General features: G+C 68.3%; 16 protein-coding genes. 9 read left to right on the forward strand and 7 right to left on the reverse strand.

The window, feature by feature from the left end:
* Positions 1-4: 4 nt before the first annotated feature.
* The 4 genes from AB4Z48_RS07080 (at position 5) to AB4Z48_RS07095 (ending at position 4,473) form a co-directional block, all read left to right on the forward strand.
* Positions 5-1,198: an MFS transporter gene (locus tag AB4Z48_RS07080; RefSeq protein WP_441613187.1), complete on the forward strand. Its 1,194-nt coding sequence runs from the start codon at positions 5-7 to the stop codon at positions 1,196-1,198.
* Positions 1,199-1,333: 135 nt separating this feature from the next.
* On the forward strand, positions 1,334-1,972 hold the full coding sequence (pdxH, locus tag AB4Z48_RS07085) for a pyridoxamine 5'-phosphate oxidase (protein WP_441613188.1): 639 nt from the start codon (positions 1,334-1,336) through the stop codon (positions 1,970-1,972).
* 180 nt (positions 1,973-2,152) lie between these two features.
* Positions 2,153-3,385 (forward strand): class I SAM-dependent methyltransferase, encoded by a 1,233-nt coding sequence (locus tag AB4Z48_RS07090; RefSeq protein ID WP_441613189.1) that lies wholly within the window; start codon positions 2,153-2,155, stop codon positions 3,383-3,385.
* Positions 3,386-3,393: 8 nt separating this feature from the next.
* Positions 3,394-4,473 carry a DUF72 domain-containing protein gene (locus AB4Z48_RS07095; protein WP_441613190.1) on the forward strand — a complete coding sequence of 360 codons (1,080 nt, stop codon included), beginning with the start codon at positions 3,394-3,396 and terminating at the stop codon, positions 4,471-4,473.
* A 40-nt stretch (positions 4,474-4,513) separates the two neighbouring features.
* Here AB4Z48_RS07095 and msrA read toward each other — a convergent pair whose 3' ends face one another.
* The 5 genes from msrA to AB4Z48_RS07120 form a co-directional block, all read right to left on the reverse strand.
* Positions 4,514-5,056, reverse strand: coding sequence for a peptide-methionine (S)-S-oxide reductase MsrA (gene msrA, locus AB4Z48_RS07100; RefSeq protein ID WP_441613191.1), 543 nt, complete (start codon positions 5,054-5,056; stop codon positions 4,514-4,516).
* A gap of 100 nt (positions 5,057-5,156) precedes the next feature.
* Positions 5,157-6,743 (reverse strand): class I adenylate-forming enzyme family protein, encoded by a 1,587-nt coding sequence (locus AB4Z48_RS07105; RefSeq protein WP_441613192.1) that lies wholly within the window; start codon positions 6,741-6,743, stop codon positions 5,157-5,159.
* Positions 6,740-7,984, reverse strand: coding sequence for an acyl-CoA dehydrogenase family protein (locus AB4Z48_RS07110; protein ID WP_441613193.1), 1,245 nt, complete (start codon positions 7,982-7,984; stop codon positions 6,740-6,742). Before AB4Z48_RS07110 ends, AB4Z48_RS07105 begins: the two co-directional genes overlap by 4 nt.
* A gap of 72 nt (positions 7,985-8,056) precedes the next feature.
* Complete coding sequence (locus AB4Z48_RS07115) at positions 8,057-8,902, reverse strand: alpha/beta fold hydrolase (RefSeq protein WP_441613194.1); 846 nt, start codon at positions 8,900-8,902, stop codon at positions 8,057-8,059.
* 53 nt (positions 8,903-8,955) lie between these two features.
* Complete coding sequence (locus AB4Z48_RS07120; RefSeq protein WP_441613195.1) at positions 8,956-10,023, reverse strand: peptidase M29; 1,068 nt, start codon at positions 10,021-10,023, stop codon at positions 8,956-8,958.
* Between the two features lie 167 nt (positions 10,024-10,190).
* On the opposite strand from AB4Z48_RS07120, the gene AB4Z48_RS07125 reads away from it, so the two are divergent.
* Complete coding sequence (locus tag AB4Z48_RS07125) at positions 10,191-10,745, forward strand: flavin reductase family protein (RefSeq protein ID WP_441613196.1); 555 nt, start codon at positions 10,191-10,193, stop codon at positions 10,743-10,745.
* 18 nt (positions 10,746-10,763) lie between these two features.
* Positions 10,764-11,210, forward strand: a complete 447-nt coding sequence (locus tag AB4Z48_RS07130) for a MarR family winged helix-turn-helix transcriptional regulator (RefSeq protein WP_441613197.1) — start codon at positions 10,764-10,766, stop codon at positions 11,208-11,210.
* A 12-nt stretch (positions 11,211-11,222) separates the two neighbouring features.
* On the opposite strand, the gene AB4Z48_RS07135 is transcribed toward AB4Z48_RS07130, so the two are convergent.
* Positions 11,223-11,705: an Lrp/AsnC family transcriptional regulator gene (locus AB4Z48_RS07135; RefSeq protein ID WP_441613198.1), complete on the reverse strand. Its 483-nt coding sequence runs from the start codon at positions 11,703-11,705 to the stop codon at positions 11,223-11,225.
* A gap of 162 nt (positions 11,706-11,867) precedes the next feature.
* Here AB4Z48_RS07135 and kynB point away from each other — a divergent pair, with 162 nt between their 5' ends.
* The 3 genes from kynB (at position 11,868) to kynA (ending at position 14,745) form a co-directional block, all read left to right on the forward strand.
* The gene (gene kynB / locus AB4Z48_RS07140) at positions 11,868-12,530 is read left to right on the forward strand and encodes an arylformamidase (protein ID WP_441613199.1); all 663 of its coding nucleotides are present in this window, start codon (positions 11,868-11,870) and stop codon (positions 12,528-12,530) included.
* Between the two features lie 63 nt (positions 12,531-12,593).
* Complete coding sequence (gene kynU, locus AB4Z48_RS07145) at positions 12,594-13,850, forward strand: kynureninase (protein ID WP_441613200.1); 1,257 nt, start codon at positions 12,594-12,596, stop codon at positions 13,848-13,850.
* A gap of 13 nt (positions 13,851-13,863) precedes the next feature.
* A complete protein-coding gene (kynA, locus tag AB4Z48_RS07150) occupies positions 13,864-14,745 on the forward strand; it encodes a tryptophan 2,3-dioxygenase (protein WP_441613201.1) in 882 nt (293 codons plus the stop codon).
* 62 nt (positions 14,746-14,807) lie between these two features.
* Here the strand turns inward: kynA and AB4Z48_RS07155 are convergent, their stop codons facing one another.
* Positions 14,808-15,632 carry an IclR family transcriptional regulator gene (locus AB4Z48_RS07155; protein WP_441613202.1) on the reverse strand — a complete coding sequence of 275 codons (825 nt, stop codon included), beginning with the start codon at positions 15,630-15,632 and terminating at the stop codon, positions 14,808-14,810.
* Between the last annotated feature and the right edge of the window lie 208 nt (positions 15,633-15,840).

Consider the following 15,840-nt stretch of genomic DNA (forward strand, 5'->3'; position numbering starts at 1 on the left):
GCGCATGCCGCCGCTACAGACCACCGTTCCGCCGATCAGTTGCCTGATCGCGCTCACGGTGTGTAACCACGTGGCCTTCAATGCCAGCCGCGTGGTGGTCTCGCTGTTCGCCCTCTCCCTCAAGGCTTCCACCGTCACGCTCGGCATCCTGATGTCGCTCTATGCGCTGTTGCCGATGTTGCTGGCCATCCATGCCGGCAAGCGCATCGATGAGACCGGGCCGCGCAAGCCCATGGCCGCCGGTTCGATGATGGTCCTGGCGGGCACGCTGCTGCCGGCATTGTGGCCGGGCATCGCGGCGCTGTATCTTTCGTGCGCGCTGATCGGGGTCGGCTTCATGCTGGTCCAGGTCGCCATGCAGTTGCTGATCGGGCAGATCTCCAGCGACGGCACGCGACTGCGCAACTACACGCTGCACGCGCTCGGGCTGTCGTTCTCGGGCACGGTGGGGCCGGTGGTGATGGGCTACCTGATCGAGCACGCCGGCTTCCGTCCGGCCTTCTGCGCGCTAGTCGTGGTGGCCGGCGCCGGACTGGCCGGGCTGTGCCTGGTACGCCGCCGGCTGCCCGAACGCGGCGGGCGTGCCGCACGCGGCGCCATCGCCGACGGCAGCCGCAACTCCACGCTGGGGCTGCTGGCGCACCCCGAGCTGCGTGCGGTCTTCATCGCCAGCGCAGTGCTGTCCGCCGCCTGGGACCTGCACGCATTCCTGATCCCGATCCAGGGCACGCGCGTCGGGCTTTCGCCGTCGTCGATCGGCTGGGTGCTGGGCGCCTTCGCCATCGCCACCTTCGCGATCCGGGTGGCGATGCCGCTGGTGTCGCGCCGGCTGTCCGAATGGAAGGTGATCCGCGGCGCGCTGCTGGTCGGCGCGGTGGCCTACCTGCTCTATCCCTTCGTGTCCCAGTTCTGGCTGATGTGCTGCCTGGCGTTCCTGCTCGGGCTCGCGCTGGGCAGCGCGCAACCCAACGTGATGAACATCCTGCATGCGGCGTCGCCTTCCGGGCGTGCCGGCGAAGCGCTGGGCCTGCGTTCGGCGGTGCTCAACACGAGCCAGGTGGTGTGGCCGCTGACATTCGGCGTGGTCGGCACGGCGCTTGGCATGCTGCCGATCTTCCTGTCGATGGCGGGCGCCATGGGCGTGGCTGGCTACTATTCGCGCGCGCATGCGCGCAAGCTGCCGCCGTCCGAGGCCTGAGCGCTGGCCGGGCGAAGGGATTGCGCAGGCGCAAATGCGGCTTGCAGCGCTTTCGCTATACTCAAATCAGGCGCGCCGCCGGTGCCGGGCAGGCTTGCCCGGTGCGCGGCCCGCAGACTTGATACCTGACCTGACATGACCCAACTTGCCGACCTCCGCCGCACCTATGTGCTGGGCTCCCTTTCCGAGTCCGACGTGGCGCCCGACCCGATCAGCCAGTTCCAGCGCTGGTTCGATGAAGCCACCCACGCCAAGCTGCCCGAACCCAATGCGATGACGCTGGCAACGGTCGATGCCGGCGGCCAGCCTTCCGCGCGCATCGTCCTGCTCAAGGGCATGGATGCCAGGGGCTTCACGTTCTTCACCAACTATGAAAGCCGCAAGGGCCTGGACATGGCTGCCAACCCGCGCGCGGCGCTGTTGTTCCACTGGGTGCAACTGGAGCGCCAGGTGCGCGTGGAAGGCGTCGTGGAGAAGGTGGACGAGTCCGAGAGCGATGCCTACTACGCCTCGCGCCCGCTCGGCTCGCGCCTCGGCGCCTGGGCCTCGGAACAAAGCCGCGAGGTCGCGGACCGCGCCGTGCTGGAGCAGCGCGAAGCGGATTTCCGCGCCAAGTTCGGCGACAACCCGCCACGCCCGGCCCACTGGGGCGGCTACCGTCTCGCGCCGACACGGATCGAGTTCTGGCAGGGCCGCCCGTCGCGCCTGCATGACCGCATCGCCTACCGCCTGCAGGCGGACGGTGCGTGGCAGATCGCGCGGCTGTCGCCATGAAGGACGCGGGGGCCCTGGGAACGCTCGCCCGACCGGGGCCGCGCACTGCACAAATTTGGGAATTGTCGTAAAGTGGTTTATGGCTGCTTCCATCAGGGAGCGGCCATAAGGCGCGGGCCACAAGCCTGCCCGATGCTGAGGTTCGAGGAGTGTGCCGCAACCGCCGAATAGGGAGGCCGCATGTTTTTCAAGCAAGCACTGGACAAGCAACTGGATCACTGGATCGCCGATTTGCGCGACCGTGCCAATCTCCCTGTCAGATTGCGGCTATGGAACGGCAGCGAATATCCACTCGGCCGTTTCGAGCACCCGGCTGTGACGCTGACGATACGCGAGGCCGGCGCCCTGTCACTGCTGCTGACGCCCAGCCTGGACAACCTCGGTGAAGCCTACGTACAGGAGAAGATCGACCTGGACGGCAAGCTCAGCGACATCATCGCCGTGGCCTACCGCTTTTCCGCCGCCGCCAGCGCACAGGCAGGCGGCGCACTGGCCCGGGTGGCGCAGCACTTCGCTCACACCAAGGCGGCCGACAAGGCATCGATCCAGTACCACTACGACGTTTCCAACGAGTTCTACCGGCTCTGGCTCGACCCGGCGATGGTCTATTCCTGCGCCTATTTCGAGCACGGCAACGAGGATCTCGCCACCGCGCAGCGCAAGAAGATCGACCACATCCTGACCAAGATCCGCCTGCAGCCCGGGCAGACCCTGCTCGACATCGGCTGCGGCTGGGGCGCGCTGGTGCTGCGCGCGGCGCAGAAGTTCGGCGCGCGCTGCGTGGGCATCACGCTGTCGCAAAACCAGTTCGACCTCGCTACCGAGCGCGTCAGGCAGGCCGGACTGTCCGAGCGCATCGAGATCCGCCTGCAGGACTACCGCGATACCGCCGGGACCTTCGACCGCATCACCAGCGTCGGCATGTTCGAGCACGTGGGCAAGAACAATCTGTCCGGCTACTTCAGCCGCATGTGCGACCTGCTGGCCGACGACGGCTATGCCATGAACCATGGCATCACCTCGCCCGATCCGGATAGCGGCGCCACGCCGATGGACGGCTCCGAGTTCATGGATCGCTATGTGTTCCCGCAGGGCGAGCTGCCGCACATCGGCATGGTGCTCAACACCCTGCAGCGCGGCGGCCTGGAGGCGACCGACGTCGAACTGATGCGCGGCCACTATCACCGCACGCTGCATCACTGGGCGGACAACTTCGAGGCGCAGGGTGATACCATCCGCGCCATGGTGGGCGAGAAGAAATACCGCATCTGGCGCGTCTACCTGGCGGGCTGCGCGCATGCCTTCGACACCGACCAGATGTCGATCTACCAGGTGGTGTGCCACAAGGCCGGCCTGTCGGCGACGGGCCTGCCCTGGTCGCGCCGCTATATCTACGACAAATCGCTGGACTGAAAACCTGCTTGACTGAAGACCTGTTCGGCGGCCTGCCGGAAATACCCGCGGCCACCGCGCGCAGTGGCGACACATTGCCTGGCACCGACGCCACGGCCTGCGCCGCGCGCCCTGTGCGCGGAAAAAGCGTGCAGGCGCCCCCTCCCGATCCCGCCCTGCTCGCACTGGCCGAGCGCCTTCCGGCCGGACTGCACCTCGGTACATCGTCGTGGTCCTATGGCGGCTGGAACGGACTGGTCTACCACGGTGAATACAGCGACAACCTGCTCTCGCGCAAGGGCCTGGCCGCTTACTCCCTGCATCCACTGCTACGGGCTGCCGGCATCGACCGCGGCTTCTACGCACCGATCCCGCTTGCGGACTATCTTGCCTATGCGGCCCAGGTGCCGGCGCATTTCCGCTTCCTGACCAAGGCGCCCGCGAGCGTATGCGATCCGTGGCTGCGCACGTCGGAGGGCGCGGGGCGGCTGGCCAATGCGAGCTTCCTCGATGCGGGGATCGCGGCGCGCGATTTCGTCGGGCCGGCTACCGCGGGGCTCGGAGCCAAGTGCGGCCCGCTGCTGTTCCAGCTGTCGCCGCTGGGCGCGATGGCCGTGGACAGCGCCGGCTTCCTGTCTCGGCTCGATGCTTTCCTGGGTGCCCTGCCCGCGCTCGACGCCGCCGCCACGCCGCATGCGTGCTATGCGGTGGAACTGCGCGATGCGTCCCTGCTCACGCCCCGTTTCATCAAGCTGCTGCGTGCGCGTGGCGTGCGTTTCTGCCTGTCGGCGCGCGAGCGCATGCCGCCGGCAGAACGCCAGCTGCCCGCGCAGGCATTGATGGATGAAGCCGCGCCGGGACCACTGGTGCTGCGCTGGATGCTGCATGCGGGCTTTGCCTACGAGCAGGCCGAATCGCGCTACGCGCCGTTCGACCGGCTGGTCGACGAAGATCCGCACACGCGCGCCGTGATCGCCGAGCAGGTTGCCCGCACGCTGCGCGCCGGACAGCCCGCCTATGTGATCGTCAGCAACAAGGCCGAAGGTTCCGCGCCGCTGACCTGCGTGCGGCTGGCGGAGGCGATCGCCGAGCGGCTTGCCGCGAACTGAGCGGCTCGCCGGCACGCAAGCGCACCGGCGACGGCGCGCCTCACCGGATCAGCAAGTGCGCGAACTTCTGCCGGAACTTGGCCAGCTTGGGCGAGATCACGAACGAGCAATAACCCTGGTTGGGGTGGTTCTGGTAGTAGTTCTGGTGGCTTTCCTCGGCACGCCAGTACGGCTGGGTGGGCTCGATCTGGGTGACCAGCGGGGCGTCGTAGAGCTTCTGCGCGATAACTTCGCGCATGACGTACTCGGCCATCGCGCGCTGGGGCTCGGAGTGCGTGAAGATGACCGAGCGGTATTGCGTGCCGACGTCGTTGCCCTGCCGGTTCAGCGTGGTCGGGTCATGGATGGCGAAGAAGATCTCCAGGATCTCGCGATACTTGATCACGGACGGGTCGAAGCTCACCTGCACCACTTCGGCGTGTCCGGTCTCACCGTCGCATACCTGCTCGTACGTCGGATGGTTCACGTGGCCGCCGGTATAGCCTGACTCCACCGCCCGCACCCCCCTGACCTGCTGGTACACCGCCTCCAGGCACCAGAAACAACCGCCGCCCAGCGTGGCAATCTCGCGCTCGTTATCCATGTTGCTCCCTCCGGCTCGTGACAATAACTAGCATACTCGCTCGGCGCGCGTCATGCCGCCGAAGAGTTGCTGCCACGGCCGCGCCCGGGCGGCGTGGCTGTCAGCCGGCGGCGGCAGGTCCGTCCGCCTGCAACATGGCGCGCAATTGCGGCTTGAGCACTTTGCCCAGCGCGCTCCTGGGCAGGGCATCGAGCAGCACCACGCGGCGCGGCAACTTGAAACGCGCGATCTGCGCGGCCAGCGCTTCGCGCAGCGGCTCCTGCGCCAGCGCGGCACGGTCCGCGCCAGTGGCCGGCACCACCACCGCGACCGGCACCTCGCCCCAGTGCGTATCGGGCAGGCCGACCACCGCGCAATCCGCCACGCCCGGCAGGCCCAGCAGGACGTTCTCGATCTCGGCCGGATAGATGTTCTCGCCGCCCGAAATGATCATGTCCTTGCTGCGGCCGACCACCTCGATGCAGCCGTCGGCATTGCAATGCGCGAGGTCGCCCGAATGGAACCAGCCGTCGCGGAAATCCGGATGGTCCGGCTGGCGCCAGTAGCCCTGCATCAGGTTGGTGCCGGACAGCCACAACTCGCCGACCTCGCCTGGCGCCACCTCGGCGCCGCCGGCGCCGGCCACGCGCACCCGCACTTCGGGCTGCGGCCAGCCCGCGTAGCCGGGGTGTGCCATGGCCTGGTCCAGCCGCAGCACGACCGACACCGGGCCGCTCTCGGTGGCGCCGTAGACCTGCCCGAGCGGCACGCCGCGCGCATGGAAGGCATCGATATACGCGCGCGGAATCGGCGACGATCCCGCCATCACGCCGCGCAGCGAAGCAAGGTCCGCGCGCGCCCAGTCCGGGTGCTCGAGCACCGCGCGCAGCGTGRCCGGCACCATCAGCGACAGCGTGACCTTGGAGCGCGCCAGTTCGGCCAGCCATGCCTGCGGCGCGAAGCGCTGGTGCAGCGTGACCTGCGCGCCGGCCAGCAGGGCCGGCAGCGTCTGGATGCACAGGCCGCCCACATGGAACAGCGGCAGCACCGACAGGACGTGGTCGTCCGGCGTCATGCCGTGCGCCCACCAGCTCGCGCGCGCATTGGCCAGCAAGGCCGCCTGCGTGTGCAGTGCGCCCTTGGGCTGACCGGTGGAACCCGAGGTATAGACCAGCAGCAGCGGCGCCTGGTCTGGTTGCCCGGGCGGCGCAGGCAGCGCCGCGTGTCCCGTGGCAGGACGATCCACCAGGCTGTCGATGGGCGCGTGCCCGACGCGAGCCTGCGTTGCGCAGGCGGCCGCGGCGGCCACTGCCCCGGCCGCCTGCGCGTGTGGCGCGTCGTGGAACAGCACGCGGATGCCCGCATGCACTGCGATGGCTTCCAGCTCGGGAACCGCAAGACGGAAGTTCAGCGGCACGAAGATCGCGCCGAGCCGTGCGCAGGCGAACAGCATGGCGAGCTGCAGGTCGTGGTTCAGGCAGAGCGTGGCAACCCGCTCGCCCGGCTGCACGCCCCAGGTGCCGGCAAGGTGGGCACTGAGACGCTCCACGCGCCGCCACAGCCGGCCGTAGCTGATGGTGTGGCCGAGGCTGTGGAGCGCGGGCCGCTGCGGCGCCGCGCGTGCGTGCGCATGCAGCGCGCGCAGCAAGGCGCCTGGCTCCGGCGTGCCGGCGGGAACGACAAGGAGCCGGTCGGCACGCGCGCTCATTCGTCGCGCTCGCCCGATTCGTAGAGCGTTTCCCGGCCCATGCGGTCGAGGATCAGCTCGGCGGTCCACGGCAGCATCAGCGCGCCGCAGCGCGAATCGCGGTAAAGCCGCTCGAGTGGCAGGTCCTTGAGCATGGACTGCCCGCCGCAGGTGYGGATCGCCAGGCGCGCGATGTCGTTGGCGCCCTCCATCACGCTGTAGTGCGCGGCGTACAGGCGCATGCGCGCATCCTTGGAAGGATTGGCGCACGCTTCGTGGATCACGCGCCAGAAGATCGAGCGCATGTTTTCCAGCTGGATGCGCATCTGCGCCACCGCGATCTGCTTGGTGGGATACATGCGCCGCTTCACCGGCGGCTGGCCCGGCACCTCGCCGCGCAGATACTGCACGGTGAAGTCATAGGCTGCCTGGGCCACGCCGAGGTAGGTCGGCGAGAGCGTGAAGAACATCGCGGGCCAGGTCTGCGCGGCCTTGAAGTAGACGCCGCGCGGCATCAGCTGCTCGTGGTCGGCGACGAACACATCCTTGAGCAGCAGCGTGCGCGAGACCGTGCCGCGCATGCCCATCGGGTCCCACTCGCCGGTGACGGCGAGGCCTTCGGCATTGCCCGGCACGGCGATATAGAGCGTGTCGCGCATGTCGGGCGAATGGTCGGCGCATTCCTCGGTGCAAAGGATGCCGTAGTAGTCGGCGGCGCCCGACAGCGAAGCAAAGATCTTGCGGCCGTTGAGCACCCAGCCGCCATCGACCTTGTGCGCGCTGGTGCCGAACGGGGCTCGCCCGGCGGCGGCGGCCGAGCCTTCCGAGAACGGCTGCGCGTAGATGGCGCCGTCCCTGACCACGCGCGCGAAATGCAGCTCGCGGCGGCCGTCGTGTTCGGCCCGTTGCGCGGGCGTCATGGCGACGCCGTCGGCCAGCATGCCCGTCCACATGGTGGAGCAGATATGCATGTTGTAGGTCAGTGCCGTGGCACCGCAGAAGCGGCCGATCTCCGCGCCCACCATGCAATAGGTAGCGAAGTCCGCGCCCTCGCCGCCGAACTCGCGCGGCACGCACAGGCCGAGCAGGCCGGCTTCGCGCAGGTCGTCATAGTTGGCGAAGGGAAAGCTGGCCTCGCGGTCCCACTGTGCAGCGCGCGGGGCGAAGCGCTCGCGGCCGAGCCGGTTGGCCAGCACCAGCAGGCGCTCCTGCGCCTGGGTGAAGTCGGCGGCGCCGACGGCAGGGATAAAGTCCAATGGCATTGGTTGGTCTCCCGGGCATCGTCGCGCGGCGATGCCTCGCTATTGCTTGTGTTTTCTGGTGAAACGCCGCCTTCAGCGCGCGGGAAAATGGCGGCCGAGGAAAGCGAGCACGGCGGCATTGAATGCCGCGGGCCGTTCCATGCATGCGAGGTGACCCACCGCCGGCAGGCACAGGTACTCGGCGCCGGCGATCTTCTGCGCCATGCGCTCCATCACCGCCGGTGCCGCATTGGCGTCGTGCTCGCCGGCCAGCGCCAGCACCGGCACCGTGATGCGCGCCAGCAGCTCGCGGCAATCGAAACGCACCAGCGCCTGCAGCGCGGCGCGATAGGTCGCGGGGGGGACGGCAGCCATCACGCTGGCGGCGAAGGCTACCGCATCGGCATCCGCCTGCGGCGCCACCATCGCGCGCACCAGCCCGCTCGCCATTTCGGCCATGGTCTTGCCCGCGTCGAGCGGCGCCGTGCGCGCGGCGACGAAGTCGCGCTGCCACTGGCCATCAGCCTTGCCGAACGCCGGCGAGGTACCGGACAGCACCATGCCGTCGATCAGCGCGGGTGCGGCGGCGTATGCTTGCTGCGCCACCATGCCGCCCATGCTGTGACCCAGCAGCAGGACGCGCCGGCCGGCGTCGCGCTCGGCCTGCAACACCGGCATCAGCGCTTGCGCCAGCCCGGCGAAATCGTAGGGCTCGATCATTGCGCTCGCGCCGTAGCCAGGCATGTCCCAGGCCACGGCGCGATAGCCCGCCTGCGCCAGCGCGTCGAGCTGCGCCGGCCACGCGGCCTTGCCGCCGCCGATGCCATGCAGCATCACCACCGCCACCGGGCCATCGCCCTGCGCGATGGTGGCGATGCCGTTGGGATGGGTGTGGATGGTGGTCTTTGTGGTCGCTGTGGTCTTTGTGGTCTCTGCCATTGCGTTTCCTGTCATGCGCCTGCCCTCTTCAAATGGTCTGCCCGGCCATCGCATCAGCTGGCCGCGGCCAGCCTGCCTTCCTCGACCTCGTTCGCCCCGTCCAGCGTGACGGTGCAATTGCGCAGCGGCAGGTCGAAGTGGCCAAGGGTGTGGCGGCCGGCGACCTCGTTGGCGCCGGTCGAATAGAGGAAGTTGCCGGCAAAGGCGCGCAGCTCGGTACCGTTGCAGTCGCGCTTGTCGTAGAACGTCATCGCATCCCAGCGCGCCTGCGGGTTCATGCCCCAGCCCACGTGGGAAACCGCATAGGCATCGCGCGTGCCTTCGCGGTCGGCCCACGCCGCGTAGTAGCCGCGCATCATGTCGGCGTCGACACCCAGGCCTTCGATGGCGACGATGTAGTCATCCTCGACATGGCAGACGATGATGTCGCGCAGGTAGGTCTTGAAGGTCAGGTTGACGTCGCCGGGCGCCAGCACCAGCGTGCCGTTGACCTGGCCACCGGCGGGAAATGCCAGGCACAGGCCGCCCGGCCAGTGCGCGACCTGCCCCGGCTTGTTGCAGTAGCCCCACACGCCGCCCACGCGGGCGTCGCCGAGGCCGATGCGCAGCTCGGTTCCGGCCGCCGAACGCACGCGCATCTCGCGCGCGCCGCGCAGGCGCTTCATGGCGGCGCGCACGCTGCCCTCCAGCGCAGCATCGGGCTGGCAGCGCTCGAGGATTTCGGGATGTTCGTTGCTGACCATCAGCAACCGCGGCACGATGCCGTCGGCGCCCTGCAGGATGCGCGGCAACTCGGGAGCGTGCAGCAGGCCTTCCACGGTGCAGTCGATCACCAGGTGGCAGCGTTGCAGCGCGGCCACTACCGGAGCAAGTTGCCGGAGCGCGTCGCTGGCGCCGGTGGAGCGCACCGGGGCGGGCGCACTGAGGGGCGCGGACGGCACCCGGATGCGTACCGGCGTGGCGCCGAGCGCCTGCACCGCCAGCTCGGCCAACTCCACATTGACAGGACGGGATTGGGACTCCGTTACAATCCCCACGACTTGTCCGGCCGACAGGGCGCAGAGTTCGAGGGTATGACGGAACGCCGCCAGCCAGCGGTGTTCGATGTGCTCGATGAGCATGTTGTCTCCTCCAGTGCGGAATCCGCCGCGTCCCGGCAGGCCCGCGGGCAGCCTTGGTGCGCCAGCCCACCGATGCCTGGCACCGGACGCATTAGCTTGTACTTGTGCTTCTTGTCGCTGGCGCAAATAATATATGAAATTTCATGGATTCAAGTGGAGCCCGCGCTATGGGCATGCCTGAGGCCACGCCGCGCATGATCGGCAAGGCTGCTTCTCCCGATTTCGATACGCTGCACTTCCGGCGCACGCTGTCGCAGTTCGCCACCGGCGTGACGGTCATCACCACCCGTGCGGGCCCTGGCTCGCCCCCGGGCGTGCCGTTCGTGGGCATCACCGCCAGCTCCTTCAACTCGGTATCGCTGGACCCGCCCCTGGTGCTGTGGAGCATGGCCACGCGCGCGAACAGCCTGCCGATGTTCCGCGACGGCTCGCACTACATCATCAATGTGCTGTCATCCACGCAGCTGGACCTGTGCCAGCGCTTCGCCACGCTCAAGGGCGATCGTTTCGCCGGCGTGGACTACCGCCTGTCCGAGAACGGCCTGCCCATCCTGAGCAATGCGCTGGCGTGGTTCGAATGCCATAACCGCAGCCGGTACGACGAGGGCGACCATGTGATCTTCGTGGGCGAGGTGGAGCGCTGCGGCGTGCACGATGACGGCGGCAGCCCGCTGGTGTTCCACGACGGACGCTTCGCCACCACCTACCCGCTGGCGGACTGAGGCGCCGGGCGCACGGCCATGACGCAATCGTCCAAGCCTGCCTTCGTCGACGGCTACCTGCCTTACCTGCTGGCGCGCGCAAGCTATCTCGTTTCGGGCGAATTCCACCGGCAGGTGGAAGCCGCGGGTTTCTCCGTGCCCGAATGGCGCGTGCTGGCCACGCTGGCCGACCGGCCCGCCTGCACCATCGGCGCCCTGGCCGATATCACCCTCACCAAGCAGCCTACCCTGACCAAGCTGATCGACCGCATGGAGGCCAGCGGCCTGGTCACGCGCCGCAACGGCGCGCATGACCGCCGCCATGCGCTGGTCTCCATCACCGCGGGCGGCCGCACCCGTGCCCGCGCCCTGCTCGACCAGGCCGCCGTGCACGAGCAGCAGGTGCTGGACGACTTCGGCGCCGCGCAGGCCGACCAGCTCAAGGACACGCTGCGCCGGCTGATCGCGCTGCACGCGCCGCGCTAGCGGGGCCTGCGCTCATGTGCCGGGCGAGCCCTTGATCACGGCCAGTGGGGAGCCATCGGTCTTGATCTTCTGCAGCACGATATTGGAGCGGATGTCCATCACGCCCGGCGTGCGGTAGAGCCGGTTGACGATGAAATCCGAGTAGTGCTTGAGGTTGCGCGCCTGCACCTTGAGGATGTAGTTGCTGTCGCCGGTGATGATGTAGGCAGACACCACTTCAGGCCACGCCTGCACCGCCGCGTTGAAGGTGTCGTGCCAGCCTTCCACGTCGTGCCGCATCGACACCTGCACGATCGCTTCGATTTCCAGCCCGAGCCGCTCGGCATCGAACCAGGCGCGATAGCCGCCGATCACGCCGCTTTCTTCCAGCAACCGCACCCGCCGCAGGCAGGCCGACGGCGACAGCGCCACGCGGTCCGCCAGGTCCTGGTTGCTGATGCGTCCGTTCTCCTGCAGGCAGCTCAGGATGCGCAAATCGGTGGGGTCGAGATTCATTTCGCAGATTATTTACACATTTTGTCGTCTCGTGAAATTCTATGCGAATTCGCGACCAAAACCCCAGGCATTTAGCAAGCCTCTTGCCCGGAATATTGACTATCATGCCGTCATCCGCTCCCCACTGAGCCAAGGAGCGCCGGATGACGGCGCGACCAGCCAATGACAGACCAAGCCGCCCTCGCACCCCCCACCGAACGCCAGTTGTGGGACATCAGCCCGCCGCTGTCGCCCGCCACCCCGGTGTGGCCGGGCGACACGCCGTTCCAGGAAGAGCGCGCCTGGCAGATGGACGCGCACTGCCCGGTGAATGTCGGCCGCATCACCTTGTCGCCGCACACCGGCGCCCATGCCGACGCGCCACTGCACTACGCCGCCGACGGCGCGCCCATCGGCGCGGTGGACCTGGCGCCCTACCTCGGCCCCTGCCGCGTCATCCACTGCATCGGCGCCGCACCGGTGGTCGAGCCGCGCCATCTCGGGCACGCGCTGGCCGGCACACCGCCGCGCGTGCTGCTGCGCACTTATCGGCAGGCGCCGCTGGCGCACTGGGATCCGGATTTCTGCGCGGTCGCGCCAGAGACCATCGCCCTGCTGGCTGCGCACGGCGTGACGCTGGTCGGCATCGACACGCCTTCGCTGGACCCGCAGCAATCCAAGACCATGGATGCGCACCGCATGGTGCGCCGGCACCGGCTGGCCATCCTCGAGGGGCTGGTGCTCGATGCGGTCGACGAAGGCGACTATGAACTGATCGCGCTGCCGCTGCGCCTGGCGGGCCTCGACGCCAGCCCGGTGCGCGCGGTACTGCGCAGCCTGGCATGACGCGGAGCCGCGTCGCCACCCACCCGACACTGAACCACTGAACTCTTCCAGGACGCTTCGCCCATGACCGTACAAACCCGCGCGCAATGTCTCGCGCTAGACCAGCAGGACCCGCTGCGCAGCCTGCGCGACCAATTCGCGCTGCCCGAGGGCGTGATCTATCTCGACGGCAATTCGCTGGGCGCCCGCCCGCGCAGTGCCGCCGCGCGCGCCGCCGAGGTGGTGAGCGAGGAATGGGGCACGGGCCTGATCTGCAGCTGGAACACGGCCGGCTGGTTCGAACTGCCGCAGCGCCTGGGCAACAAGCTGGCGCCGCTGATCGGCGCCGGCGAGGACGAAGTGGTGGTGACGGACACCACGTCGATCAACCTGTTCAAGGTCCTGGCGGCAGCGCTGCGCGTGCAGCAGGCGCGCGACCCCAGGCGCAAGGTGATCGTCTCGGAAGCCAGCAACTTTCCCACCGACCTCTATATCGCGCAGGGCCTTGCGGACCTGCTGCAGCAGGGCTATTCGCTGCGCCTGGTGAATTCGCCGGCGGAGATCGAGGCGGCGGTCGATGCCGACACCGCGGTGTTGATGCTGACCCACGTGAACTACCAGAGCGGCGAGATGCTGGACATGGCCGCCGTGACCGAGATGGCGCACGCGTGCGGCGCGCTGACGGTGTGGGACCTGGCGCATTCGGCCGGCGCGGTGCCGGTTGCGCTGAAGGCATCGGGCGCGGACTACGCGGTCGGCTGCACCTACAAGTACCTCAACGGCGGGCCCGGTTCGCCGGCCTTCCTGTGGGTGGCGCCCGCGCTGCGCGATGCATTCTGGCAGCCGCTGTCCGGCTGGTGGGGCCATGCCGCGCCGTTCGCGATGGAACCGGGCTACCGGCCGCGCGAAGGGGTCGGCCGCTTCCTGTGCGGCACGCAGCCCGTGACCTCGCTGGCCATGGTCGAATGCGGGCTCGACATCTTCGCCCAGACCGACATGCGGGCGCTGCGCGCCAAGTCGCTGTTGCTGACCGATCTCTTCGTCGCGCTGGTGGAGCAGCGCTGCGGCCACCACCCGCTCGAACTGGCCACGCCGCGCGCGCATGCACGCCGCGGCAGCCATGTCAGCCTTGCCCATCCCGACGGCTTCGCGGTGGTGCAGGCGCTGATCGAGCGCGGCGTGATCGGCGATTACCGCGAACCACGCATTGCACGCTTCGGCTTCACCCCGCTGTACATCGGCTTTACCGACGTGTGGGATGCGGTGGAGGTGCTGCGCGACGTGCTCGACAGCGGCAGCTACAAGGAAGCGCGTCACCAGGCCCGCGGCCAGGTGACCTGAACAGGAATTCGCCATGACGATCAACAAGGGATGCCCGATGTCGGGCGCGGGCAGCGCGGCGGCAAGCGGGAACGATGCCGCCTGGCACGACGCGCAGATGGACTTCGCCAGGGACATGAGCTACGGCGACTACCTGGCGCTGGACCAGATCCTCAACGCCCAGCATCCGCTCTCGCCCGAGCACAACGAGATGCTGTTCATCGTGCAGCACCAGACCAGCGAACTGTGGATGAAGCTGGCGCTGCACGAACTGCGCGCGGCGCGCGAATGCGTGCGGTGCGACCAGTTGCCGCCGGCCTTCAAGATGCTCACGCGCGTGTCGCGCATCATGGAGCAGCTGGTGCAGGCGTGGAGCGTGCTGGCCACCATGACGCCGCCGGAGTACACGGCGATGCGTCCCTACCTGGGCATGTCCTCCGGCTTCCAGTCCTACCAGTATCGCGAGATCGAGTTCATCCTCGGCAACAAGAACGCCGCCATGCTGCTTCCGCACGCGCACCGGCCGGAGCACCTGGCGCTGGTGGAAGAGGCGCTGCGCACGCCGTCGCTCTATGACGAAGCGATCCGCCTGATGGCGCGGCGCGGCTTCGCCATCGACGCGGCCTGCATCGAACGCGACTGGACCCGCCCTGCCGGGGAGAATGCCTCGGTGGAGGCTGCGTGGCTGGAGGTCTATCGCCAGCCCGAGGCGCACTGGGAACTGTATGAACTGGGCGAGAAGTTCGTCGACCTGGAAGATGCGTTCCGGCAATGGCGCTTCCGCCATGTCACCACCGTGGAGCGCGTGATCGGCTTCAAGCGCGGCACCGGCGGCACGGAAGGCGTGAGCTACCTGCGCAAGATGCTCGACGTGGTGCTGTTCCCCGAACTCTGGAAACTGCGCACCGATCTCTAGGCGTCTGCGGGAAACGCTTCAAGACAGGAAGGACCCCGGAGGACCCCGGCGCGGGCCGTGCTTCAGGACGCCGGGTCCGACAGCCGCGCCGCCAGCGCGCGCAGGGCCGGCGCCAGCTTGTCGTGGAATTCGGCCTCTTCCACCGAGCCGTACGACGCGCTGCAGCTCAGCATGTGCAGCTCCTTCTCCCCCACCGGCCGGAAGGCCACCGCGCAGGCGTGGATCGCCGGGTGCCAGTCGCGGAACGATGCCGCATAGCCCCGTGCAGCGGCCTGCGTCACCGACGCGCGCATGGCCGCCTCCTGGGTCTTCCATTGCTCCGGAAAGGCCTGTGCGAACTCCGCCAGCACGCGGTCGCGCCTGGCTGCCGTCAAGGCTGCCAGATAGGCGCGCCCCATCGAGCTGGATACCAGCGAGAGCCGCGATCCCACGCCCAGTCCGAGCATCACGCCGGCATCGTTGCGGATCGACTCGAGATAGATCACGTCCAGCCGCTCGCGCTTGCCCAGCGACACAGACACCCCGTACGCCTGCGCAAACGCCAGCATATGCGGGCGTGCCAGCGTCACCACGTTGGATGCCGCCAGATACGAATAGCCCAGCGCCAGCACGCCGGCGTCGAGCGCGTACTTGCCCAGGCTGTCGTCGTAGCGCAGGTAGCCGAGCTGCACCAGCGTGCCGGCCAGCCTGCTCACGGTCGCCTTCGGGAAGCCGGTACGGCGCACGAAGTCCTGGTTGCCCAGCATCGATTCGCCGGTGCGGAAGCAGCGCAGCAGTTCCAGGCCGCGCGCCAGGGCGGCGACGAAATTGGGATCGCTTTCGCGCGGCGCGGCGCCGGCGGCATCCGCATCCTTCGTGGCGGACAAGGCTTGCGATTCAGTGGCCAAGGGACGGCTCCGGCTGGTTGGATGGGAACGCACCGCGGCCGGTCAGCGAACGGTCGTATTGCGGGTGCCGATTCCGGCTATTGCACGGACGGCGCATTGCGCTATACTACATCATCGGAACAAGGTTCCGCAATGCGGAACTGAAAAGCGTCACGACAGACCGCGGAATGCGCCGATGATGTTGAGTTCCGGGCCGCCCGCGAGACTG

This window comes from Cupriavidus sp. 2TAF22, from assembly GCF_052115045.1.
Lineage (GTDB): Bacteria > Pseudomonadota > Gammaproteobacteria > Burkholderiales > Burkholderiaceae > Cupriavidus.